Origin of the sequence: Nocardia takedensis NBRC 100417 (genome assembly GCF_000308695.1) — a bacterium.
In the GTDB taxonomy this organism is placed as follows: Bacteria; Actinomycetota; Actinomycetes; order Mycobacteriales; family Mycobacteriaceae; genus Nocardia; species Nocardia takedensis.
Genome location: NZ_BAGG01000032.1, coordinates 92,171 through 115,524, shown reverse-complemented (window position 1 = coordinate 115,524; position 23,354 = coordinate 92,171). Strand labels below are relative to the sequence as shown.

The 23,354-nt window shown below is 71.1% G+C and carries 18 protein-coding genes; 10 read left to right on the top strand and 8 right to left on the bottom strand.

The features are described from left to right. The first annotated feature begins 35 nt into the window (after positions 1–35). The 9 genes from ON30_RS07590 to ON30_RS07550 all read left to right on the top strand — a co-directional run bounded on the left by ON30_RS07590 (position 36) and on the right by ON30_RS07550 (position 10,984). Positions 36–1,259, top strand: a complete 1,224-nt coding sequence (locus tag ON30_RS07590; RefSeq protein ID WP_040705180.1) for an RtcB family protein — start codon at positions 36–38, stop codon at positions 1,257–1,259. Positions 1,260–1,321: 62 nt separating this feature from the next. After that, positions 1,322–3,448: a RecQ family ATP-dependent DNA helicase gene (locus tag ON30_RS07585; protein WP_040705300.1), complete on the top strand. Its 2,127-nt coding sequence runs from the start codon at positions 1,322–1,324 to the stop codon at positions 3,446–3,448. Positions 3,449–3,495: 47 nt separating this feature from the next. Next, on the top strand, positions 3,496–4,455 hold the full coding sequence (gene ligD / locus ON30_RS07580) for a non-homologous end-joining DNA ligase (RefSeq protein WP_040705178.1): 960 nt from the start codon (positions 3,496–3,498) through the stop codon (positions 4,453–4,455). Positions 4,456–4,794: 339 nt separating this feature from the next. Further along, complete coding sequence (locus ON30_RS07575) at positions 4,795–5,745, top strand: D-isomer specific 2-hydroxyacid dehydrogenase family protein (RefSeq protein ID WP_040705176.1); 951 nt, start codon at positions 4,795–4,797, stop codon at positions 5,743–5,745. Between the two features lie 69 nt (positions 5,746–5,814). Then, on the top strand, positions 5,815–6,801 hold the full coding sequence (locus ON30_RS07570) for an alpha/beta hydrolase (protein ID WP_040705174.1): 987 nt from the start codon (positions 5,815–5,817) through the stop codon (positions 6,799–6,801). Continuing rightward, positions 6,802–7,695: an SDR family NAD(P)-dependent oxidoreductase gene (locus tag ON30_RS07565; RefSeq protein ID WP_051029038.1), complete on the top strand. Its 894-nt coding sequence runs from the start codon at positions 6,802–6,804 to the stop codon at positions 7,693–7,695. It abuts the gene before it with no gap. Between the two features lie 7 nt (positions 7,696–7,702). Further along, the gene (locus ON30_RS07560) at positions 7,703–8,623 is read left to right on the top strand and encodes a reductase (protein WP_040705294.1); all 921 of its coding nucleotides are present in this window, start codon (positions 7,703–7,705) and stop codon (positions 8,621–8,623) included. After that, entirely contained in the window at positions 8,620–10,137 is a 1,518-nt protein-coding gene (locus ON30_RS07555) for a flavin-containing monooxygenase (RefSeq protein WP_083911208.1), read from the top strand. Before ON30_RS07560 ends, ON30_RS07555 begins: the two co-directional genes overlap by 4 nt. A gap of 73 nt (positions 10,138–10,210) precedes the next feature. Continuing rightward, complete coding sequence (locus ON30_RS07550; RefSeq protein WP_245553966.1) at positions 10,211–10,984, top strand: MerR family transcriptional regulator; 774 nt, start codon at positions 10,211–10,213, stop codon at positions 10,982–10,984. Positions 10,985–10,991: 7 nt separating this feature from the next. Here the strand turns inward: ON30_RS07550 and ON30_RS38900 are convergent, their stop codons facing one another. Continuing rightward, positions 10,992–11,159, bottom strand: a complete 168-nt coding sequence (locus ON30_RS38900) for a hypothetical protein (protein ID WP_157183649.1) — start codon at positions 11,157–11,159, stop codon at positions 10,992–10,994. A 316-nt stretch (positions 11,160–11,475) separates the two neighbouring features. On the opposite strand from ON30_RS38900, the gene ON30_RS07545 reads away from it, so the two are divergent. Further along, positions 11,476–12,603 carry a methyltransferase gene (locus ON30_RS07545; RefSeq protein ID WP_040705172.1) on the top strand — a complete coding sequence of 376 codons (1,128 nt, stop codon included), beginning with the start codon at positions 11,476–11,478 and terminating at the stop codon, positions 12,601–12,603. Positions 12,604–12,830: 227 nt separating this feature from the next. On the opposite strand, the gene ON30_RS07540 is transcribed toward ON30_RS07545, so the two are convergent. From ON30_RS07540 to ON30_RS07510, 7 genes are read right to left on the bottom strand one after another with little or no spacing between them, the layout of a single operon-like run. Next, positions 12,831–13,748, bottom strand: a complete 918-nt coding sequence (locus ON30_RS07540; protein ID WP_040705170.1) for a membrane protein — start codon at positions 13,746–13,748, stop codon at positions 12,831–12,833. A 55-nt stretch (positions 13,749–13,803) separates the two neighbouring features. Next, on the bottom strand, positions 13,804–14,766 hold the full coding sequence (locus tag ON30_RS07535) for a ScbA/BarX family gamma-butyrolactone biosynthesis protein (RefSeq protein WP_040705168.1): 963 nt from the start codon (positions 14,764–14,766) through the stop codon (positions 13,804–13,806). Beyond that, positions 14,763–15,659, bottom strand: coding sequence for a nucleoside-diphosphate kinase (locus tag ON30_RS07530; RefSeq protein WP_040705167.1), 897 nt, complete (start codon positions 15,657–15,659; stop codon positions 14,763–14,765). The genes ON30_RS07535 and ON30_RS07530 overlap by 4 nt, the downstream gene beginning before the upstream one ends. Next, positions 15,656–16,744 (bottom strand): SDR family oxidoreductase, encoded by a 1,089-nt coding sequence (locus tag ON30_RS07525; RefSeq protein WP_040705165.1) that lies wholly within the window; start codon positions 16,742–16,744, stop codon positions 15,656–15,658. The genes ON30_RS07530 and ON30_RS07525 overlap by 4 nt, the downstream gene beginning before the upstream one ends. Continuing rightward, positions 16,741–16,989 carry an acyl carrier protein gene (locus ON30_RS07520; RefSeq protein ID WP_040705163.1) on the bottom strand — a complete coding sequence of 83 codons (249 nt, stop codon included), beginning with the start codon at positions 16,987–16,989 and terminating at the stop codon, positions 16,741–16,743. Before ON30_RS07520 ends, ON30_RS07525 begins: the two co-directional genes overlap by 4 nt. Then, positions 16,986–20,507, bottom strand: a complete 3,522-nt coding sequence (locus ON30_RS07515; RefSeq protein WP_040705161.1) for an AMP-binding protein — start codon at positions 20,505–20,507, stop codon at positions 16,986–16,988. Before ON30_RS07515 ends, ON30_RS07520 begins: the two co-directional genes overlap by 4 nt. After that, positions 20,500–23,226: a phosphoenolpyruvate synthase gene (locus ON30_RS07510; protein ID WP_051029036.1), complete on the bottom strand. Its 2,727-nt coding sequence runs from the start codon at positions 23,224–23,226 to the stop codon at positions 20,500–20,502. Before ON30_RS07510 ends, ON30_RS07515 begins: the two co-directional genes overlap by 8 nt. Positions 23,227–23,354: the final 128 nt, after the last annotated feature.

Here is a 23,354-nt window from a genome sequence, read left to right as displayed (position 1 = left end):
CTCTACCGTGGAACGGAGAACGAGAGGACGAACCGATGTTTCCCGTCGAGTTGCCCGGTACCCGGGCGCGGACGCTGATGTGGGCCCACGAGCACGAGATCGAACCCGCCGCGGTGCGGCAGTTGCGCAACATCGCGCAACTGGAGTGGGTGCACGGCGTGCGCGTCATGCCGGACGTGCACCTGGGCAAGGGCGCCACGGTCGGTTCGGTCATCGCGATGCGCGACGCGGTCTCCCCCGCGGCGGTCGGCGTCGACATCGGGTGCGGGATGGAGAGCGTCAAGACGGATCTGACGGCGGCGGACCTTCCCGAGGACCTGCGGTCGCTGCGGTCCCGGATCGAAGCCGCCGTGCCGGTCGGCTTCCAGTCGCACACCGACCCGGTCGACGTGGCGAAGCTGGGTGCGCGCACCGGAATCTCGCACGGAACGCTCGCTCGCGACCTGAACGGGTGGCGGCGCTTCTGGAACCGCTTCGCCGACCTGCATCCTGGCGTGCGAGCGCTGGAAGCCAAGGCGGGCAAGCAGATCGGGTCGCTCGGCGGCGGCAACCACTTCATCGAGGTGTGCCTGGACGAGCACGACGCGGTGTGGATCCTGCTGCATTCGGGCAGCCGCAACATCGGCAAGGAACTGGCCGAGCGGCACATGGCCGTGGCGCGCGACCTCCCGCACAACCGCGACCTGCCCGACCGGGATCTGGCCGTGTTCGTCGCGGGGACCACCGAGATGGACGCCTACCGTCGCGACCTGACCTGGGCGCAGGAGTACGCCGCGCGCAACCGCGCGGTCATGCTGGCCTTGGTCTGCGGCGCCGTGCGCGACGAGTTCGGCGACCGTACGGTGCGCTTCGAGCAGCCGATCTCCTGCCACCACAACTACGTGGCCGAAGAGGAGATCGACGGGACGCCGATGCTGGTCACCCGCAAGGGCGCGGTGCGCGCGGGCGCGGGCGACCTGGCGTTGATCCCCGGCTCGATGGGCACCCGCTCCTACGTGGTGCGCGGCAAGGGCAACCCGGACTCCTTCGCCTCCGCCTCGCACGGGGCGGGCCGTCGGATGAGCCGCAACGCCGCCAAGCGTCAGTTCACCGTCGCCGACCTGGTCGCCCAGACCGAGGGGGTGGAGTCGCGCAAGGACGCCGGGGTGGTGGACGAGATCCCGGCCGCCTACAAGGACATCGACGCGGTGATCGAGGCCCAGCGCGATCTGGTCGACGTGGTGGCCACGCTGCGTCAGGTGCTGTGCGTGAAGGGTTGAGTCCACCCCGGCCGGATTCGCCGGACGCGGCGGTGTCGGTGGTGTGGGGCACGATGGAGGCCATGACCTCCGCCAGTGGGACCTCCGCGATCGACACCGCCGCGCCCGACCTGCGGGAACGGGCCGAGACACTGCTGCGCGAACTGGCCGGGCCGCGGGCTCGGCTGCGCGAGGACCAGTGGACGGCCATCGAGGCGCTGGTGGTGCGACGGCAGCGCGCGCTGGTCGTGCAGCGCACCGGTTGGGGCAAGTCGGCGGTGTATTTCATCGCCGCGAAACTGCTGCGCGGCGCGGGTCGCGGACCCACCGTGATCGTGTCGCCGCTGCTGGCGCTGATGCGCAACCAGGTGGCCGCGGCCGAGCGGGCGGGCGTCGTGGCGGCCACCATCAACTCCGGCAACGTCACCGAATGGGATCACATCCACCAGCGGGTGGCGGCGGGCGAGATCGATGTCCTGCTGGTCAGCCCGGAGCGGCTGAACAATCCCGATTTCCGCGATCAGGTGCTGCCCCGCCTGGCCGCCGACGCCGGTCTGGTCGTCGTGGACGAAGCGCACTGCGTCTCGGACTGGGGTCACGATTTCCGGCCCGACTACCGGCGCATCCGCACCCTGGTCGCCGACCTCGGGGCCGAGATCCCGGTGTTGGCCACCACCGCCACCGCCAACGATCGGGTGGTCACCGACATCGCGAGCCAGATCGGGGCCGAAGGCACCCTGGTGCTGCGCGGCACGCTGGACCGGGAGTCGCTGCACCTGTCGGTGGTCCGCTTCCCCGACGCCGTGCGGCGCACGGCCTGGCTGGGCGAGCACCTCGACGCGCTGCGCGGGTCCGGCATCGTCTACACGCTGACCGTGGCCGCCGCCCACGACCTCGCCGACGTGCTGGCCGAACGCGGGCACAAAGTCGCCGCCTACACCGGCCAGACCGACCCGGCCGAACGCGAAGTCCTGGAAGCCGCCCTGCTGAACAACGAGGTCAAGGCGCTGATCGCCACCTCGGCACTGGGGATGGGCTTCGACAAACCCGACCTGGGATTCGTCGTGCACGTCGGCGCGCCCTCCTCGCCGATCGCCTACTACCAGCAGGTCGGCCGCGCCGGGCGCGGTACCGACCGCGCCGAGGTGGTGCTGCTGCCCGGCCCCGAGGACGAACGGATCTGGAGTTATTTCGCCTCGGTCGCCTTCCCGCGCGAACACGTGGTGCGTTCGGTGCTCGACGCGCTCGAGACCGAACGGCCGCTGTCCACGGCGGCGCTGGAACCGCGCGTGGAGTTGAACCGCTCGCGCCTGGAGATGGTGTTGAAGGTCCTCGACGTCGACGGCGCCGTGCGGCGGGTGCGCGGCGGGTGGTTGGCGACCGGTCAGCCGTGGGTCTATGAGACCGAGCGCTACGAGCGATTGGCCCGCGCCCGCGACGACGAGCAACGCGCGATGCTCGACTACCAGACCACCGACGGCTGCCGGATGAATTTCCTGCGCCGCCAACTCGACGATCCCGGCCTGCCCGCCGACCCCGACGCGACACCGGGGTGCGGGCGCTGCGACAACTGCACCGGCGTCGGGCCGGACACCAGCGTCGCCGACGATTCCGTCGCCGCCACCCGCGCCCGACTCGACCGTCCCGGACTGGACCTGACGCCGCGCAAACAGTGGCCGACGGGGCTGGGAACCCTTGGCATCGACCTGTCCGGGAAGATCGGCGCGGGCGCGGAGACCGGCCGCGCGCTGGGCCGACTCACCGACCTCGGCTGGGGGCAGCGCCTGCGCGCCCTGCTCGACGCCCCCGACGACCCGATCCCCGACCAGGTCTTCGACGCCTGCGTCGCGGTGCTGCGCGAATGGCGCTGGGACACCAGGCCGGTCGCCGTGCTGGCCCTGGAATCCCCCACCCATCCCGTCCTCACCGCCACCCTCGCCGCGCGTTTGGCCGAAGTGGGTCGACTCACCGACCTCGGCACCCTGCCCACCCGCCCCGGTCGCCCGCCGGTCTCGGCCGCCAACTCCGCCCACCGCGTCGCCGGACTGTACGACTCGTGGGAGCCGCCGGACCTCACCGGCCTGGACGGCCCGCTGCTGCTGGTCGACGCCCTCACCGACACCGGATGGACCTTCACCCTGGCCGCCCACACCCTGCGCGCGGCGGGCGCGCCTGCCGTACTGCCCTTCGCCCTGGCCTCGGTGACCTGAGGTGTGTCCGGATGTGCCGCCCCGGTCCGGCCGCTAGGGTCGGACGGGTGGCAGGCAAATCCACGTCACCCGCGATCGAACTCGACATCGGGGAGCGGCGGGTGCGGGTGTCCAACCCCGACCGGGTGTACTTCCCGGCCTCGGGCGCGACGAAACTCGACCTGGTCCAGTACTACCTGAGCGTCGGTGACGGCATCGTCAACGCGCTGCGGGACCGGCCCTGCATGCTGCACCGGTTCCCCAAAGGACTCGCGGGCGACAAGGTGCACCAGAAACGGTTGCCCGCGGGCGCGCCGGACTGGATCCCGACCGTGCGGGTGTTCTTTCCCCGCTACGGACGGCACGCCGACGAACTGTGCGTCGCCGAACTGGCCGACGTCATCTGGGCGGTCCAGATGTCGACCGTGGAGTTCCACCCGTGGAACTCCCGCGCCGCCGACACCGAACGCCCCGACGAATGGCGCATCGACCTCGACCCGATGCCGAACTGCCCGTGGTCGCGGGTGCAGCGGGTCGCGGGTGTCGTCCGGGAGGTCCTCGACGATCTGGGCGCGGTCGGCTGGCCCAAGACCTCCGGCGGCAAGGGTCTGCACGTCTACGTCCGCATCGCCCCCGAATGGGGTTTCGCCGAGGTCCGCCGGGCCGCACTGGCTTTCGCCCACGAAGTCGAACGTCGCGCCCCCGAGGACGTCACCACCACCTGGTGGCGCAAGGACCGCGATCCCGAGATGCTGTTCGTCGACTACAACCAGAACGCCCGCGACCACACCATCGCCGCCGCCTACTCCGTGCGCGGCGTCCCCGAAGCCACCGTCTCCACCCCGGTCCACTGGGACGAGATCCCCGACATCGACCCCCGCGACTTCACCATGACCACCGTCCCGCCCCGCTACGCCGACCTGGGCGACCTGCACGCGGGCATCGACGACGCCGTGTTCTCCTTGGACCCTCTCCTGGCCTGGGCCGACCGCGACCGCCTGGAAACCCCACCCGACCCCGACGCCTGAGCGCCGCGCGCCCGGGGACCCCGAACCGCCCGACCGGCACCCCGACAAGAAGTCCGCTCGGCCGCCATCGGAACAGACCGCGACGACCCGTGGTCGCCACCGCGTACACCTCGGACTCGGACGCGCGATCGGCTGTGAGTCGACGCCTTCGGTCGTGATCCGAAGGCCCGCCGCGGAATATCGATCCCGGTGATTCCTCGCGCTCACCGGGTGGGCACGTCCGTCGGCCCCGGTCGGCCGGGTTCGCCGGTGTTAGATTGCGCGGGCGGGCGGCGGCCCGTCCGGGTCGGCGGGTGTCTTCGTCGGCCGCGGTCGGTGGTCGATGAGGAGGGTCGCGTGATGAGCGAGCCAGTCGTACCGGTGGCGATCGGTCCTTCCGGGCCTGCCCCGACACTGCTGGAGCGGGCGGTGGTCGACGGGGGTGGGAAGGTCACGGATCTGGCCGAGGCCAGGGCGTTGATCAGTGTGGGCGGGCCGGACGGGTTTCCCGCCGACCTGCCGTCGGGTGTCGAGTGGGTGCAGTTGCCCGCGGCCGGTGTGGAGGACTGGTTCGCGGCGGGGATCATCCAGCGCCACCCGCACGTGCGGTTCACTTCGGCGGCGGGCGCGTACGCGGCGAGTGTGGCCGAGCACGCGTTGGCGTTGCTGTTGGCGGGGGTGCGGTATCTGCCGGAGCATCTGCGGGCCGACCGGTGGCGCCAGCAGGAGTTCTTCCCGCATGTCGGGTCGTTGCGCGGCAAGACGGTGACGATCGTGGGCGCGGGCGGCATCGGCCGTGCGCTGGTGCCGATGCTGATTCCGTTGGGGGTGCACGTGATCGCGGTGAATCGGTCCGGGCGTCCGGTGGCGGGTCCGGGGATTCCGGAGTCGGTGGAGACGGTGGCGGCCGACCAGTTGTCGAAGGTGTGGGCGCGCACGGACCATGTGGTGATCGCCGCGCCCGCGACGGCGCAGACCAGGCATCTGGTGGGCGCGGACGCGCTGGCCCGGTTGAAGCCGGCGTCGTGGGTGGTGAATGTGGCGCGCGGGTCGCTGATCGATACCGAGGCGCTGGTGGCGGCGCTGTCGTCAGGGACGATCGCGGGGGCCGGCTTGGATGTGACCGATCCGGAACCGTTGCCGCAGGGTCATCCGCTGTGGTCGCTGCCGAACGCGATCATCACCCCGCACGATTCGAATCCGCCGCAGTTGCGGGTGGCGGCGTGGGCCGATCACGTGGGCGAGAACGTGCGCCGGTTCGCGGCGGGACGGGATCTGCTGGCGCCGGTCGATCCGGTGCGGGGGTACTGACCAGCCCAAAAACAACCTTTCATCAATGTGCCATTGACAGATGGCACATTGATAAATGATTCTGGGGCTATGACACGGTCGATGAAGACCTCGGTCCCCGCGGTGGCCACGCGCGCTTCCCTGCGCGCCACCTTGGCCGCGACCGCCGCCGAATACCTGCTGCGGCCGGTGAACTGCGCGGTCCCCCTCAATCCCCCCGGCATCTGGTTCGCCCGCACGCTGATCGCCACGCTGATGGCCGCGGGCGGTCCCGTGCCCGCCCGCACCTCGGTCACCGGGGTGCGAGCGGGCGCGGTGCGCGGCGAATGGGTGCGGGCGGCAGGCGTGGAATTCGGACCGCGGGTCGTCTACTACATTCACGGCAGCGGATACGTGCTGTGCTCGGCGCGCACCCACCGCGCGCTGGCCGCCCGACTGTCGGCGAAGACCGGACTGCCCGTCTTCCTCACCGACTACCGCCTGGCCCCCGAGCACCGCTTCCCCGCCGCCGCCGACGACGTGGCCGCGGGCTACCGCTGGCTGCTCGATCGCGGCATCGCGGCGCACGACATCGTGGTGGCCTGCGATTCGGCCGGCGGACACCTCGCGCTGGACCTGCTGATCGAGAACGCCCGCACCCGCGCCCCGCAACCCGCCGGGGTGGCGATGTTCTCCCCGCTGGTCGATCTCACATTCACGCTGGCCGCCGAACAGGAACGCCGCAGGCGCGATCCGCTGATCTCCGCGGCCGCCGCGGCCCGACTCCCGCTCCAGTACACGCGCGACCACCCGGCCGACGCGCCCCGACTGCGCCTGCGCCTGCTCGAGGGCTCGGCGTTGCCGCCGATCCTGGTCCAGGCGGGCGGCGCGGAGATGCTGTGCGCGGACGCGCGCGAGGTCCAGCGCATGGTGCGCGCGGTCGGCGGGTCCTGCGATCTGGAGATCTGGCCCGGCCAGGTGCACGTCTTCCAGGCGCTGCCGCTGCTGTCGGCCGAAGCCGATCCGGCGCTGGAACGCGCCGCCCGATTCCTGTGCGCGGCGTTGGACGCGCACACCGTTTCCGAGAAGGTGAGTTGAATGTTCGGACTCGACAGGCTGCTTCCCGGCGGCCCGCGGCGCACCCGCGGCGCGCGGGCGGTGGTGACCGGGGCGGGCAGCGGAATCGGGCGCGCCTTCGCGGTCGAGATCGCCGCGCGCGGCGGCCGGGTGCTCTGCGCCGACATCGACCAGGCGCGCGCCGAGGAGACGGTGGCGCTGATCGAACGCGACCACCCCGGCGCGGCGCACGCGGTCCGCTGCGACGTGGCCCGCCGCGAGGACGTGCAGTTGCTCGCGCACGCCGCCGAGACGCTGTTCGACAGGCCGGTGACGCTGGTCGTCAACAACGCGGGCGTCGGGATCGGCGGCAAGCACGTCGGCGAGATCGGCTTCGCCGACTGGGACTTCGCGCTCGGGATCAACCTGTGGGGCGTGGTGAACGGCTGCGAGATCTTCGCACCGCAACTGCGCGCGGCGGGTCACGGCGGCATCATCAACGTCGCCTCGGCCGCGGGTTTCGCCGCCGCGCCGTCGATGGCCGCCTACAACACCTCCAAAGCGGCGGTCGTGTCGCTGTCGGAGACGATGGCCGCCGAACTCGCGGGAACCGGTGTCGCGGTGACGGTCCTGTGCCCGACCTTCGTGCGGACCAACGTGGTCCGCGACGGCCGCATCACCGCCGGGTCGCAGCGGTTGGCCGAAACCCTCATGCGGCTGACCGGCTTCACCCCCGAACGCATCGCGCGCACCACCCTGGACGCGCACGACCACGGCAGGCTCTACGTCGTGCCGCAACTCGACGCGCAGGTCATCTGGCGGCTCAAGCGCCTGTTCCCCGCGCAGTACACCTACGCCCTGGGCCTGCTCGATCGGCTGCTGCCGCAGGACGACTCCACCCCCGACCGCACGGTCACCGAGAAGACGGGAGTCTGAGATGGCCATCGCCATGGACTTCGACGAGATGCTCCGCAAGATCAAGGACCGCCAGTGGGCGCTGGCCGACATCGACTGGGACGCCCCCGGCGCCGAGACGATCTCGCCCGAACTGCACGCCCGGCTCAAGCCGTTCATGGCCGATCTGATGTGGATCGAGAACGTGGGCGCGCGCGGTTTCGCCGCGATGGCCAAGAAGGCCCCCGACGAGACGCTGCGCGAGATCTACCGCTACTTCCACGCCGAGGAGCAGAAGCACGCCAACGCCGAACTGGCGCTGATGCGCCGGTGGGGCATGCTCGAGGGCGACGAGATCCCCCAGCCCAACATCAACGTCAAACTCGTCATCGACTTCCTGGACCGGTACTCCGACAGCATGTCGCTGTCGTTCCTGGGCACGGTGATCCCGATGCTCGAGGTCGCCCTGGACGGCGCGTTGGTCAAGTTCATCATGGACGAGATCGAGGACCCGGTCTGCCAGGAGGTGTTCAAGCGCATCAACGCCGACGAGTCCCGGCACCTGGCCGTGGATTTCGCGGTGATGGACGTGCTCGGGCACGCGGAGATGCGCAAGTTGGCGATCGAGTTGGTGGGCGGCTGGATCAAGCCGACGTTCCTGATCGGCGTGCTCAGCTATGTGCCGCTGCTGAACAAGATGCGCGACAACATCGTCGCGATGGGCGTGGACGAGGAGAAGCTGTATACGGCGCTCAAGCGCTACGCCAACGTCGGTGAGCGCAGCGAGTTCGCGCGCAGGCTGCCGATGTATCAGATCGTCAAGCGGCACGGGACCTGGGTCGTGGACCGCGACCACCCGTATCACCTGCTGGCCGACACGCTGGTGAAGGTGACGGCGCGCGTGCCGAAGCTGTTGCTGCGCAAGGACCCCACGTGGTCGAAGGAACTCACCTACGAGCCCGCCGCATGAGCGCGCGCAGCGAGAGCGGGCCGCTCGACGTCGCGATCATCGGCGGCGGCTTCGCCGGCGTCGGCGCGGCCATCCGGTTGCGGCAGCGCGGGATCGAGAACTTCGTGGTGCTCGAGCGCGGCACCGCGCTGGGCGGCACCTGGCGCGACAACACCTACCCGGGCGCGGCCTGCGACATCCCGTCGCGGCTGTACTCCTACGGGTTCGCGCCCAATCCGGACTGGTCGCACACCTATTCGGGCAGTGGTGAGATCCTCGGCTACATCGAGTCGATGGCCGCGAAATTCGGGCTCGCGCCGCATGTGCGCTTCGAGAGCACCGTCACCGGGATCGTCTTCGACGAGGCGGCGGGCGTGTGGGAGGTGAGCGTGCGCGACCGTCCGACGGTGCGCGCGCGGGCGGTGGTGCTGGCCTCGGGTCCGCTGTCGGAGGCGAGCCTGCCCGCGATCCCCGGCATCGAGGACTACACCGGCCACAAGATCCACAGCGCCCGCTGGGATCACGACTATGACTTCACCGGCAAGCGGGTCGCCGTCGTCGGAACCGGGGCCAGCGGTGTGCAGATCGTGCCCGAACTGGTGCGCAAGGCCGCGTCGGTGAAGGTGTTCCAGCGCACGCCGGGGTGGGTGCTGCCGCGGGTCAACCGGCGCACCGGGCCGCTGACCAGGGAGGTCTACCGGCGGGTGCCCGGCGCGCAGAGCGCGGCGCGCGCGCTCTGGTACTACGGCCACGAATCGGTGGCGCTGGGCGTGGTGTGGAACACGCCGCTGACCCGCGTGGTGGAGATGGTCGGCAGAGCGCAACTGCGGCGTCAGGTGCGCGACCCGTGGATGCGCCGTCAGCTCACCCCCGATTTCCGGGCGGGCTGCAAACGACTGCTGATGACCGACGACTACTACCCCGCGTTGCAGGCCGAGAACTGCAAACTCATCACCTGGCCGATCGCGCGCCTCAGCGAACAGGGCATCCGCACCGCCGAAGGCGTCGAGCACCGCGCCGACTGCATCGTCTTCGCCACCGGCTTCGACGTCAGCAAGACCGGGACGCCGATCCCGATCGTCGGCCGCGACGGCCGGGTGCTGGCCGAGGAATGGTCCGGCGGCGCCTACGCGTACAAGAGCATCACCGTCGCCGGTTACCCGAACCTGTTCCTGACCTTCGGGCCGAATTCGGGGCCGGGCCACAATTCGGCGCTGGTGTACATGGAAGCCCAGATCGACTACCTGGTCAGCGCGATCGAGACCATCCTGACCCGCGACCTGCGCGTCCTCGACGTGCGCAAGGACCGCCAGGACCGCTACAACGCGACGATCCAGCGCCGACTGGCCGCGACCACCTGGAATTCCGGGTGCCGCAGTTGGTATCTGACCGAGGACGGCTTCAACGCCACCATGTACCCGGGTTTCGCCACCCAGTACGTCGGCCAGTTGCGCGAGTTCGACCTCGCCGCCTACGAGGCCGCGCCGTTCGAGGCGGGCGCGCGACGGGTCGGACTCGCGACAGTTCCCAGGTGAGAGACCGCCCGCGGCCCGGGACTAGACTTGCCGGCAGCGAGTCGCCGGGCAGCGGGCGGACAGGGGTGAGGAGGTGAGCGCGCCGGTGGAGTACCGGATCGACGATCTGGCCCGCGCCGCGGGCACCACCACCCGCAACGTGCGCGCCTATCAGGAGCGGGGACTGCTGCCGCCGCCCGTCGGCAAGGACGGGCGCGCCAGCATCTACGGCCCCGCGCACCTCGAGCGGTTGCGGCTGATCGACGCGCTGCTCCAGCGCGGGTTCACCACCGCCCACATCGCCGATTTCATCACCAGTTGGGAGACCGGCAAGGATCTCACCGAAGTCCTCGGCCTCCAGCACGCGGTGACGGCGCCGTGGCGCGAGGACGAGACTTTCGAGGTCGCGCGGGAACTCATCGGCACCATCCTCGGTCCCGAGGCCGACGAGTTGGTGGGTCGGCTCGAGGAGATGAAACTGGTTCGCTCGGAGGGCGATACCGTCGTCTTCACCGACACCCAACTACTCGCCTCCTTCGCCGAACTGCACGAGTACGGGCTCGAACTGCGCACGCTGATCGAGATCTACGCGAAGGTCGCCGACAAGATCGACGACATCGCGCACACCATGATCGGCGCCGCGCGTCAGCACATCGTCGACGAGCACGGTCCGGGCTGGCTGCCCGAGACCAGCGTCGAGATCGCCGACACCACGGCGATGCTGGAGAAGATGCGCGAACTCGCGGTCGCCTCGGTGCACAGCACCCTGGCGCGCTCGCTGGAGGCGACGCTGCGTCGGGAACTCGGCGACTATCTGGCCACCGCGGCCGAACGCGAACGCAGCAGAGCGGGCAACGCCGGGGACTGAGCCGCGCTCAGGCGGCCGACTTCCCGAGGCCGTGGCGGCCGAGGAGTTCGTCGTGCCGGGCGGAGTGCTCCGGACACAGGTACCGGTTGCCTGGCCGGATGAAAGCGGGATCCAACCGCTGCTTGAAGGTCAGATTGTCCTGTCGCCAGCAGTCGCCGCACACCAACGTGTTCATGGGGCACCTCATTCCGCTCGCATGACGCGTAGGAATACTGTCCCAATTCCGCGCTCCCCCTTCCATATAACGGCACCAACCGTTATCAACTTCGCTCCGGACGGAGACGGGCGCGACGGGCGGTTCCGCGGTGGGTGAACCGGACCGGGAGCGTCGATGATCGAATGACGGCTATCTTCCAGCGATTCGCCAGGTTTCGGCTGCCATCTGGACCATCTGGTCGCCCGCGACCCGCCGAACCGGTTCGAAGCTATCGTCGGGCACCCCACCGACGTACCCTGCCTGTGACCGCAACCGTGCCACGCGAGGAGTCGCCGTGCCGTTCACCGCGCGCCCGCCCGTTCCGCTCGTCCGCGCCGTGGAATTCGCGCGCTCGGCGCTGATCGGCCTGCACCGCAGGATGGTGCCGGGCCACCTCGCGCTGATGGAGATGCTCACGGCGGGATGGCTCACCCAGGCCGTGCACGCGGCGGCGGCCCTCGGCATCGCCGACGCGCTCGCCGACGGCCCGCGCACCGGAGCCCAACTGGCCGAGGCGGTACGCGCCGACGAGGACGGACTGCACCGCCTGCTGCGCCTGCTCATCAGCCACGGCATCTTCACCCGTGACGCGCGCGGCCGCTACGCGCTCACCCCGGCCGCCCGCGCCCTGCGCGCCGATTCGCCGGTCACCCTGCGCGACGCGGCGCTGTTCTTCGGCAGCGAGATCCACCGCACGCACTGGACCCACCTGGTCGATTCGGTGCGCAGCGGCGCGCCGATCGGACCGGTGCTCGACGGCAAGCCGTTCTTCGAACTCGTCGGCGAGGACCGGGAACTCGGCGAGATCTTCGACCGCGCGATGACCAGTATCGGCACCCTGTCCACCGCGGCGCTGTTGGACGCCTACGATTTCGGGCGCTTCGACACGGTCGTGGACGTCGGCGGCGGCGAGGGCCGCTTCCTCACCGAAATCCTGCGCCGCGCACCGCGTTCGCGCGGCGTCCTGTTCGACCTGCCGGAGGTGGTAGCCCACGCCCCTGGCGCACTGCGCGCGGCCGGAGTGGTCGACCGGTGCACGGTGGTGGCCGGTTCGTTCTTCGAGTCGGTGCCGCCCGACGGTGACGCCTACGTGCTCAAACACATCGTGCACGACTGGGACGAAGACCGGATCGCCGCCATCCTGGGCGTGCTGCGCGAGCGGATGACGCCCGACGCGCGCCTGCTGATCGTGGAACTGGTCCTGCCCGAGAACTCCCGCCCGCACCCCGGCAAGTACATCGACCTGGAGATGCTCATCAACACCGGCGGCCGGGAACGCACCGAAGCCGAGTACCGGGACCTGCTGGCGCGCTCGGGCTTCCGCCTGCTGCGCACCGTCGCCTCCGCCGCACCGGACAACGTCCTAGAGGCGGTTCCCGCTGACCCGACGACACTCTCATCGGATCGCCCGGTCCTGCCGTGAGCGGACGGTGTTCAGCGGCGGTCGTCCTCACCGGTGACGGGTCACCCACGGCTCCGATCCCCGGACGAGAAGCGCGGGACGCCCGGTCTCGACCGAGCGATCAGCAGCCGGGCTGACCACCAGCCGGGCCGATCACCAGCCGGTCGGATCGCGGCCGAGCCAATCACCAGCCGAGCCGGTAAGCAGCCAGGCCCATCAGCAGCCGGGCCAGTCACCAGCCAGGCCGATCAGCGGCCCGGCAGGACGAGGGCGGCGGCGATCAAGGCGAGGTAGAGGGTCAGGACGAACAGGACGGCGGGTATCACCGGGTAGTCGGGGTCGGCGGAGCGGTGGAAGCGCCACCACCCGGAAAGGGGAATCAGGGCGAGCGCCAGCGGGGTCCAGCCGATCAGCGCGGCGGGCATCGTGTGGTCCCACGGACGCGACAGCACCACGGCGAGGGTCGCGGCGAGCAGCGCGCACAGCAGCGCCGCCGCCGCGCTGCCCCCGGCGCCGAGCGGTTCGGAGTAGTACATCTCGCCCGGACGCGGGTCTCGGGAGGTCTTGCGGGCGATCTCGAACTGGAGGAACGCGCCCGCGAACAGGACCACGACGGGCACGAGCGACCAGCCGAGTCCGGTTTCGTCGGTGTCCGCGGCCGACAGCAGGACGTAGGCGGTGAGCAGCAGTTGCACCGGATAGGTGATCGCCAGGTTCAGCAGGACGTTCGCGCGCACCGTCGCGGAGAGTCGCTCGAACCACCACAGCAGCAGGCCGTAGCCGAGGGCCGCCGCGATCGACAGCGCCGAGACCGCCGAGAGCGCGGCGCTCGCGGCGCTCGCGCCCGCCGCGATCAGCGCCATCGACACCCGCAGTTCGGCCGCGCTCACCGCGCCGGTGACCAGCGGCCGGTCCGGGTTGTGGACGCGGTCGTAGTCGAGGTCCTTCTGTTCGTCGACCATGCGCAGGTAGAGCAGGACGAAAGCGATGACCACGATGCGCAGCAGGGTCGCGCCGGTCGGCCGCCACGGGGTGTCGGGGACGGTCACCAGGGCCGCCGTACCCTCCACCGCCAGCGTCCACAGGATGCCGTAGAGCAGGTAGTGCGGCTTGTACATGACCGTGGTGAAGCGGGCGACACGGCGCGCGGAGGTGAACGGGTTCATCGGGCCCCGCGATGTGCGTGGGACGGCGTCGCCCCGGATCGGCGGTCACCCGGGCTCACGCGGCGCTCGGTTCCTCGGCGAATTCCAGATCGATCCGGGCGGCCACCTCACCCGCCTGGTGGATCTCGCAGCGCACGACCTCCGCGGCCCGCCCGAGGTCGACGATCTCGGCGTGGCATTCGGCGGGGAAGTCGAGTTCGACGAACCGGTCGAACGTGCTGGCCACGCACACCAGTTTCGCGGGCCCCGGCAGTGTCAGGGCCGTCGCCGTCTGCCGCGCGGCCTCGATGAGCAGGCTGCCGGGGATGTGGTCGAGGGGGTGGTCGAACAGGAACGGGTGGGTGACGTCGGCGACCAGCGCCGCCCGCGCACCGCGCGGCCCGGCGGGCTGGGGCGGCCCGATCACCACGTTGCGCGGGTTCTCGCGGCCGACCGTCGCCGTTTCGGCGCGCGGTCCGGGCGCGGACGGTCCCGTGTACGCGCCCACTCCGAGGCTGTCGCGGAAACCGGTGCGCAGCGCCGACCAGTGGGCGGGCGTGGTCCAGGAGAACGAGCCGTCGACGGTGAGCATCGGCAGCCCCGCGCGGGCGATCTCGAGCACCATGTCCAGGCCGCACAGGGCCTCGCCGCGTCGGTGGCGGCGCGGCACCCGCACGGCCATCTCCAGGTCGGCGGGCGCGGTCGTCACCGTCCAGGCGTCGGTGTCGGACCCGGTGCCGTTGAAGGTGCGCACGACGAAGGCCGACTCGACCGGCACGCCGTAGCACTCGTGGGTCAGCGCGATGGCGGCCTGCCGCGCGGCCTCCATGACCAGCAGCGGGTCGTGACGCAGCGCCTGGGTCCCCGCGTGGTCGCCGTAGTAGGCGTGCATCCTCGGCAGTTGCGCGCCCACCACGAAGCTGTCCTCCCCGACGGGGTCGAGCGAGGTGACGAACACCTCGGCCACCGCGCACCGGTGGGCCAGCGCACGGGAGACGGTGCGGTCGTGGGTGGCCGCCACGGCGGCGGTAGATGTCACGGTCGAGCCTCCAACCAGTCGTTCGCGGCGACCGGAGGCAGAACCTGGCCGCCGGATCCGCCGCGCATCGGCAGTACGTGCGACCCGAGCACGATGCTCGCCCACGGATCGAGGGCATCGCCCCGCTCCCAGGCCGCGTACAGCAGACGCGCGCAGTCCTGATCAGACCGTACGCCCGCCGGGTCGATCCCCAGATCGGCGCACAGGCGGGCCAGGGCCTCGACTCGGTCGAAGCCGCGGGCGGGGGTCGCCTCGTACAGTCGTTCCGCCAGCAGTCGCGCGCGGGTGGGTGCGTCGACCTCGGGTCCGCGCAGCACCGCGGCCCGCGTGACCTCGCCGAAGTAGATCGACAGTTCGCGCAGCACGTCGGCGGGATCGTCGGGGGTGTGCACCAGGTTCAGCAGGTAACTGTGCCGTCCGAGCAGGTGACGAAGTTCGCCGGGCTGTCGCTTGCGCGGGTCGGTGGGGCCCTTGGCCTCGGTGAGCCGGACCGGGACGGGGAGTTCGCCGTCCTCGCCGCGCAGGACCAGCACCAGCGCGTCGGAGATGTCGACCAGCAGGTCGGCCAGGCGGCGACGCTCCGGCGAGGCGATGTTCCAGGCGAAGTACCACAGCGCCCGCGCCAGGTGACGGTCCACGGGCACCCGGTACGCGCCGACGACACGGAAGCCCGCGGTGTCGAGCCAGTCGAGCGTCGGCTCGACCGCCCTGGCGACGATCGCGTCCGGTTTGAGCAGCAGCAGCGAATGCGTGCGGGCGAACCCGGCCGGGTCCACGCCGGCACGGCGCGCCTGGTCCACCGACTCCAGCACGTAGGTGTCGGTGGCGTAGGCGGCCGCCTTGGCGGGCAGCGGGGTCAGGGTGTCGAGCAGCGCGCGCAGGTCCTCGGTCACGGCGCACCGCCGAAGTCGGTCGCGGCCAGGACGTCCTCGATGGAGGGCAACGGCACCCCCAGGTAGCCGGTCTCCAAGCACGAGTCCAGCAGCAACCGCAGGTAGTCCTTGCCGGTGGCGGGGATCGGACGACCCAGCGTCAGCCGCGCGCGGGTGGTGTCGAAGACGATGCGGCGTTGGAAATAGCTGGTGTAGAGCGAGCCGATCCGGCGGAAGTACTCGGCCTCGACCGGGTCGAGATCGTCGGCGTCGAAACCGGATTCCGGGACGAAGGTCGCCACGTGGAAGGACGGGTATTCGGCCAGCACGTCGGAGATCTCGCGCAGCGAAAGGGTGTCGCGGCCGACCGCGTGCATGGTGCGGCCCACCGCGGACACGAAATCCAGGGCGGTCGCGGCGATCACGTCGGCGACGTGGTCGACCGGTGCCAGCGCGACGGTGGCGTCGTAGCGGCCGGGCAGCGACCGCAGTTTGCCCTCGACCATGAGTTTCACGACGGTGTAGAGGTTCTTGTACTCGCGGATCGCGCCGGTCGCGGCGTCGCCGGTGACGATGCCGGGGCGCACGATCGCCCAGTCGAGGCCGCGGTTGCCCGCCGCGCGCACCAGTTGTTCGGCGCGGAACTTGCTGCGCTCGTACTCGGTGCCGAAGCGCTGGCCCGCCTCGAGTTCGTCCTCGGTGACGGTGCCGCCGCGCATCCCGCACACGTAGGCGGTGCTGACGTGGATCAGCGGGACGCCCCATGCCAGCGCCAGTTCCACCGCGTGGCCTGTGCCCGCGACGTTGAGTTCCTCGTAGGCGGTCGGCGTCGCGTCGAAGGCGGTCGTGGCCGCGCAGTGCACGATCAGCCCGACCCGCTCGGCCAGATCCCGCGCGTCGCGGTCGGCCAGCCCCAGACCGGGGCGGCGGATGTCGCCCGCCACGGCGGTGCCCGCGTCGAGCCTGGTGCCGTCGTTGGTGACGATCGCGGAGTTGACGTGCAGCAGCGGCACCACCGGTCGACCGGCCGCGGCCAGTCTGGCCACCACTTCGGCGCCGACCAGTCCGCCCGCGCCGGTCACCAGGACCGCCTCGCGCCCGCTCACGCGCTCGCCCGCTTCGCCAGGCCGCGTTCCACCAGCGCGACGACCTCGCCGACCCGCCACACCCCGATCAGTTCCTCCGGGCGGTGCCGCGGCAGGCCGAAGCCGCGTTCGAGGACGACGGTCAGTTCCATCAGCCGCAGCGAGTCGAAGCCCAGATCCTCCACCAGGCGGTCCTCGTCGGCGAGGGCTTCCGGTGGCCGCGGGGCCATCTTGGTGATGATGCCGCGCACCCGGTCCGCGGTCATGCGAGATCCCCTTTCCGCAGATGCGGCTGTCGGCCACCGGAACTGAGCAGGTCACGCGCCTCGTCCAGGGGCAGGTCGGAATTCAGGTAGCCGGCCAGCCGCAGCCAGTCGTAGCCGATGGCCAGCGTGCGCTGCCACTGTTCGCGGGAGTCGAAGGAGGCCGGGAAAGCCCGGTCCGCGCCGTCGGCGACACCGCGCACGGCGGCGACGAAATCGTCCAGCGCGGCCAGACCGGCCTGCACGTCGCCGCCCTGCTCGATCAGCGCCGAGAAACGGACCCGGCGCGCGGTCGCCAGCCCGGCGAGCAGATCCGCGCGTCGACCGGCGCGGGCCGGTATCAGCCGCGCGAGGGTTTCGGCGGGCGTCACGTCGGCGGGCAGCGGATGGATGCCGAAGGCCGACAACAGGACCCGCACCGCCATGGCGATCATGCGGTGCGCGGCGATGTCGGCGACCGCGCCCTGCCCGTCCTTGACCGCGCCCGCCAGATCCTCGCGCGCGTTCTCCAGCACGACGTTGGACCACACCAGGTTCAACGCGCATTCGGTGAACCGGTCGGCGGGCAGCGGCGCGAGCGTCACCTGCTCGCCGTCGCTCGCCGCACCCGTCAGGCCGAGCAGCGGCGCGGAAGCACCGGGGACGGGGGTGTGCGGGCGCAGCGGCTTGCACATGGCCAGCGCCGGAACGATCGGGCCTGCGCCGCGCCAGTGCAGGCCGACGAAACCCAGGCGGACGAATTCGACCAGGCGGGCGCCGATCCCGGGCTCGCGGGCCAGGACGTCGCGCACCGAATGGCGGAACACCACCGACCGCCAGGCGAGCGCCGCGGCTTCGGACAGGACGAAGACGTCACGGTCGCCGCGCAGCACGTGCAGGCGACCGCCGATCGACCAGGTGGTGACGGCGGGCCTGCGGGCCAGCAGGACTCGGTGCGGGTCGTCGGTGACCGCGTCGATCCCCAGGTCCGCGACCAGCGACCACAGCTTGTCCCAGGCGAGTTCGTCGGCGAACGCCCGCGCCGCGCCGCCGCCCAGCACGCCGATCGGTGCGGAACCCTCGCCGGGAACGGCCGCGCTGTCACCGTCGGTGTCCTCGGGACCCGCCTGCGTCTCGCGGCCGCTCAGCGCCCGCTCGCCGAAGCGGTCGGTCGGGTCGAGCGAACCCCAGGCGGCCGGATCGATCAGGTCGCGGTAGCGGTCGGTGAGCGGATCGGGGCCGAGGCGATCCAGTTGCGAGGGAATCCATTTGGTCTCCAGGTAGGTCTCCCCGCGACGGGCCAGCCATCCCTTCACCGCCTGGGTGAGTCCGTCCAACGCCCATTCCGCGGCCTCGGCCCGCGCCCCGAACGCCTTCAGGGCCACCGCGTAGCGCAGCGCGTGCACCGCACGCGCGGTCCACCACCCGGCCAGGATCTCGGTGAACCCGGCGAAGGGGATCTCCGCGCGCAGGGCGTCCAGGTCGACGCCGCCGGACCGCAGGACCGTGGCGCGCAGGAAACGCTGGCAGCGGTTGAGCACGTCCTCGTCGGGACCGGCGGTGAGGCGGCGCAGTTGCGCGCGCACCTGGGCTTCCGAACGCGTGCGCACCTCCACCCGGCGACCGTCGACGAACAGGACCGTCGGCAGCGTCGGCAGATCCTCGTCACCGGGGACCACGGCCAGGAAATCGATGTCGGAGCCCTCGTTGCCGAAACCCTCGGCCAGCGAACCCTCGAACAGGACGGCGGCGGCGTCGGGCAGGTCGACGCTGTCGAGCGCCGCGTCCAACAGGGCCCGCAGACGCGCGGCGGGCAGGGCCGCGCCGTCCGGTTCGGGGTCGGCGCGATGCACCACCGCGCCGTCGAGCGCGCCGTCGCGGTGCAACTGCCACATGTGCCGCCTGCGCGGCTTGCCGCTGGAGGTGCGCCGGATGATCCCGCGCGGGCCGGTGACGATCTCCACCGTCTGCGCGGGACCGAGCTCACCGCCGATCACCTTGCGGGCCTGCGCGATCCAGTCGCCCGGCGACGCCTCGGCGAACAACGCCACACCCTGCGCGCCCGCCTCGGTGAGGGCGACGGCGGCGAGTTTGCCTTTGGTCAGACCGGTCTCCTGCGCGACCCGGGACTCGATGTCCTCCATGAACACCGAACGGCCGCGCACCTTCAGCGAGGACCCCATCCGGCCCAGCACGAAGACCTCGCCGCGATGCAGGAACCCCGCGTCACCGGAATACAGCGCGCCGTCGACGATCCGGGTCGAGGACCCCTCCCCCGCCTCGTTCGAATAGCCCATCGCCACCGAGTCGCCGGTCACCACCAGTTCGCCCAGCGTGCCGTCCGGCAGGGGCGCGCCGTCCTCGTCCACCGCGTGCACCGCGCATTCGGGCGTGGAATAGCCCAGACCGGTGATCCAGCCCGCCCCGTGCACCCGGTGCGCGTCGTCGATCGCGGCCTCGGCCAGGATCGGAACGGACTGACCGAAGCGCAGATTCGGGTTGTCGACACGCAGCGCGGTGATCGGCGCGTCCCGGGCCGAGGAGGTGACCATCAACGTGGCCTCGGCCAGACCGTAGGCCAGGGTGTAGGCGGACTTCGAGAAGCCCAGCGGGCCGGTCAGATCGGCGAAGGATTGCAGGTCGGCCACCTCGACCGGTTCCGACCCCACCGCCAGCGTGCGCCAGCCCGACAGGTCCAGGTCGGCGATCTCCTCGGCGGGCACCCGATGCGCCACGTACCCGAGGGCGAACGACGGCGAGGGCGAATGCTGGGCGCGCGACATCGCCCGCAGCCAGCGCGCCGGATCGCGGACGAACTGGTCCGGGCGCATCAGATACAACTCGCCCTGGTTGGTCACGGTGGTCAGGAACGCGCCGACCAGACCCATGTCGTGGTAGAGCGGCAGCCACGAGACCATCGACTCGCCGTCGCGCCAATCGATCAACTTCGAGATCATCGCGATGTTGTTCGCCAGATTGCGCCAGCTCACCCGCACTCCGCGCGGCGTGCCGGTCGACCCGGAGGTGAACTGCAACAGCGCGCATTCGTCCGGCGCGCCGAAGACCCGTTCGGCCGGGGCGGGCGGCAGGGTGCGCGCGTCGACCACCAGCGGTTCGTCGGGGCGGCCCGCCTGGATCGCGGCCTCGCGCACGAACGACTCGAACTCCGGTGAGGTCACCACCAGGCGCGGCGCGGCCTGCCGCAGGATTCCCGCGATATGGGCGACGATCTGCGCCAGATCACCGAACATCGGCGGCGCGACCGGGGTGAACACGCCGCCGCACGCCCACACCGCGTAGAAGGCCGCCACACACGGGAAGCCGGTCGGCATGATGACGCAGGCGCCGTCGCCGCTGCCGAAACCCGCCGCGCGCATCAACGCGGCGATCGACCAGGTCTGCTCGGCGATCTCCGGGTAGCCGCGATACTCCCAGCCGTCCTGTTCGTCGGCCAAGTGGATGCCGCGCCCCGCGGCCGGACCGACGAGCCAATCGCGTACCGCCGCAACGTCTTCCTCGGCAAACTTCGCGATCTCACGCATCGCGGCCTCCTTCGGACAGCACAGTAACCGTTCCGGCCGCCCCGTCCACCCGGATTCGCATACCGGTCCGAATCTTTCGGGAGATGTCCTTGACCTGCACCACCGTCGGTACCCCCAACTCACGAGCCACGATCGCCACGTGGGTCAGCGGCGACCCGCGCTCGATCACCAACGCGGCGGCCGAGGGCAGCGCCGCCACCCAGCCGGGATCGGTGCGGTAGGCGATCAGCACACCGCCCGCGACGTCGCGGGGCTGTTCCACCACCACCGCCACGCCCTCGACGATCCCGGCGGCCGACGGGGTTCCGGTCAACACCGTGCCCACTTCGGCGGCGGGGGTGTCGGTGATCGGGACCCACCCCTGCTCGGCCATCGCGAGCGGACCGAAATCGGTTCCGCGCGTACGGAATCGCGCCGGCGCGACCAGGCCCGCGTCACGCGCGCGGCGGGCCTTGCGGGCCGCGACAACCGCGCGCAGACCCGCCGTGTCCTGCCCTTCGTAGCAGCCGCGCAGCTCCTGCACCGTCAACTCGAACACATCCGCGAACTCGTCCAACACACCGCGACGCACCAGGTCGCGCGCCATCACCCGGATCATCCGCTTGACCATGCCGAACGCCCTGGTCCGGCAGAACCGCAGGCGCTCGCGGTGCGCCGCGCACCGCGACACCTTCGCGCGCAGACGCTCGTAGATCCGGCGGCGCACCCCGTGCAACCGCGCGTCCAGATACTCCTGGGCGTCGCCGGAGCGGTCCTCGGCGGCGGTGTCGCCCACCCGGCCCAGCGCGCTGCGCAACATCACGAACAAGCTCGCCGGGTCCTCCCGCAGATCCGGGGTCTCCAACTTCAGCTCGTCCAGGCTGCGGTAGCCGTAACGGTCCAGATAGTCGCGCACCGCCGCGAGGAACCGTTCCCGACCGGGTTCGGCCAGCGCGGACCACACCGACTCCGGCGCGGTCGTGTTGATCAGACGGGTCAACTCGGGGTCGGCGCGCACCGCCGTCGCCAACTCGGTCATCGCGCGGGCCGGTTCCGCCGACTCCACATCCGCCCCCGGCCCCACCACCGCGTAGAGGAACCACTCCGGGGCCTTCGGCAGGAACAGTTTGGTCAACAGGAACATCAACCCGGTGGTGGTCAGCAGGATCGCGTCGAGCACCATCAGCGGACCCCAGCGTCGCACCAGATCCCGATCCACCGTGCGGTAAGCGGCATAGGCTTGTTCGCCCGACAACGACCGGTAGTCCAGCGCGTCGTATTCGTCGTAGACACGGTAGAACTCGTCGGTGAAGCGCTCCATCAACGCGTCGATCTCACGGATGCGGCGCAGATAGGTGGCCGTGGTGACGGCCCGCGACCGCAGCCGCTGCCGAGGGGAGTCGAAGGTGAACGGACGCAACGTCTTCGCGATGTCGTCGGCCAGCGGTTCGTCCACGCCCAGCGCCGCCTCCAGCACCTTGCGGTTGAGCGGATAGCCGGGCGCGATCCCCACCATCCGATACCAGTGCAGCAGGTTGTAGTAGACGCGCCCGTGGAAATAGCCCAGCAGCACCGGGGTCCACGCGTCGGTCTGCCGCAGTTGCGCCCGCGGCACCCGCAGCGACTCCGCGTAGCCGCGGTAGACACGGCCGTAGATGTCGGCGGCGGTCGTGTAGGTCAGCGGGGAGGTGAGGCCGCTGAAACTCTCGATGATGTTGGAGTTGTCCCAGATTCGGAGCTCGCCGTCCGGGACGGATTCGCCCGCGCCGGTCAAAAGGCCGAGATCCGAGGCGAAATCGGCGGAGACGGTTTCGCCGAGGGTGGTGATCGGGCGGGACTGCACCAGCCAGATGCCCGCGTCGTCGGCGGCCCATTCGATGTCCTGCGGCGTGCCGAATTCGATCTCCACCTTGCGGGCGACGGCCGTCAGTTCCGCGATCTCGGCGGGCGTGAGCACGGCCCGTTCGCGATCGGCGTCGTCGACCGCGCGGACCTCGCAGCCCTGATCGGCGGCGGGCGCGTAGCTGCGGTCCTTCTCGCCGACGACGATGTCCAGGACCGCGCCCGTCGCGGTGTCCACGGTGATCGAATCGGCGTCCACCGCGCCCGAGACCAGACCTTCACCCAGACCGTAGACGGCGCTGACGAGCATCTGCGCCCGACTGCCGGTCACCGGATGGGCGGTGAACACGACCCCGGAGGCGCGAGCGGCCACAAGGCGCTGCACGACCACCGCCGGGGCGTTCACCCGCGGCAGCCCGCGAGCCACGGCGTAGCGCACCGCCCGTTCGGAGAAGGCCGAGGCCCAGCAGTCGCGGACGCGGTCGGCGATCAGCGCGCCGCGCACGTTCAGATAGGAGTCGAACTGGCCCGCGAAGGAGTGGTCCGCACCGTCCTCCGCGGCCACCGAGGACCGGACCGCGACCGGATCGTCACCGAACGGCGCGGCGGCCTGCTCGATCAGCGCGCGGACCGCCTCGGGCAGGTCGGCCGCCGCTATCGCGGTGCGCACCGCCTCGGCCGCGGCGGGCGCGGCGGCGGGATCGGCGGCGTCGAGGGCGGCCACCGCCGCCGCGACCGGGGCGCAGTCGGTCAGCACCCGGTCGAAGACGTCGACGCCGAGCGCCACCCACTCCGGCACCGGGAAACCGGCCGAGGACAGGGCGTGCAGCCCGCGCGCTTTTCCGCCCCCGAGCGCCTCGATCAGCGCCGTATCGGACCCAGGACCAAGTACCCGCACGCTGAACTCCCATCGTCCCCGGCGCCACGGACTAGGGTGCGCCGGCGCGGGCGCGATCGTGGGAACCGGGAGGCTCGTTCTGGATATATCCGAAATGCCCCCTCGACGTTAGCCGTCGTCACGAATCC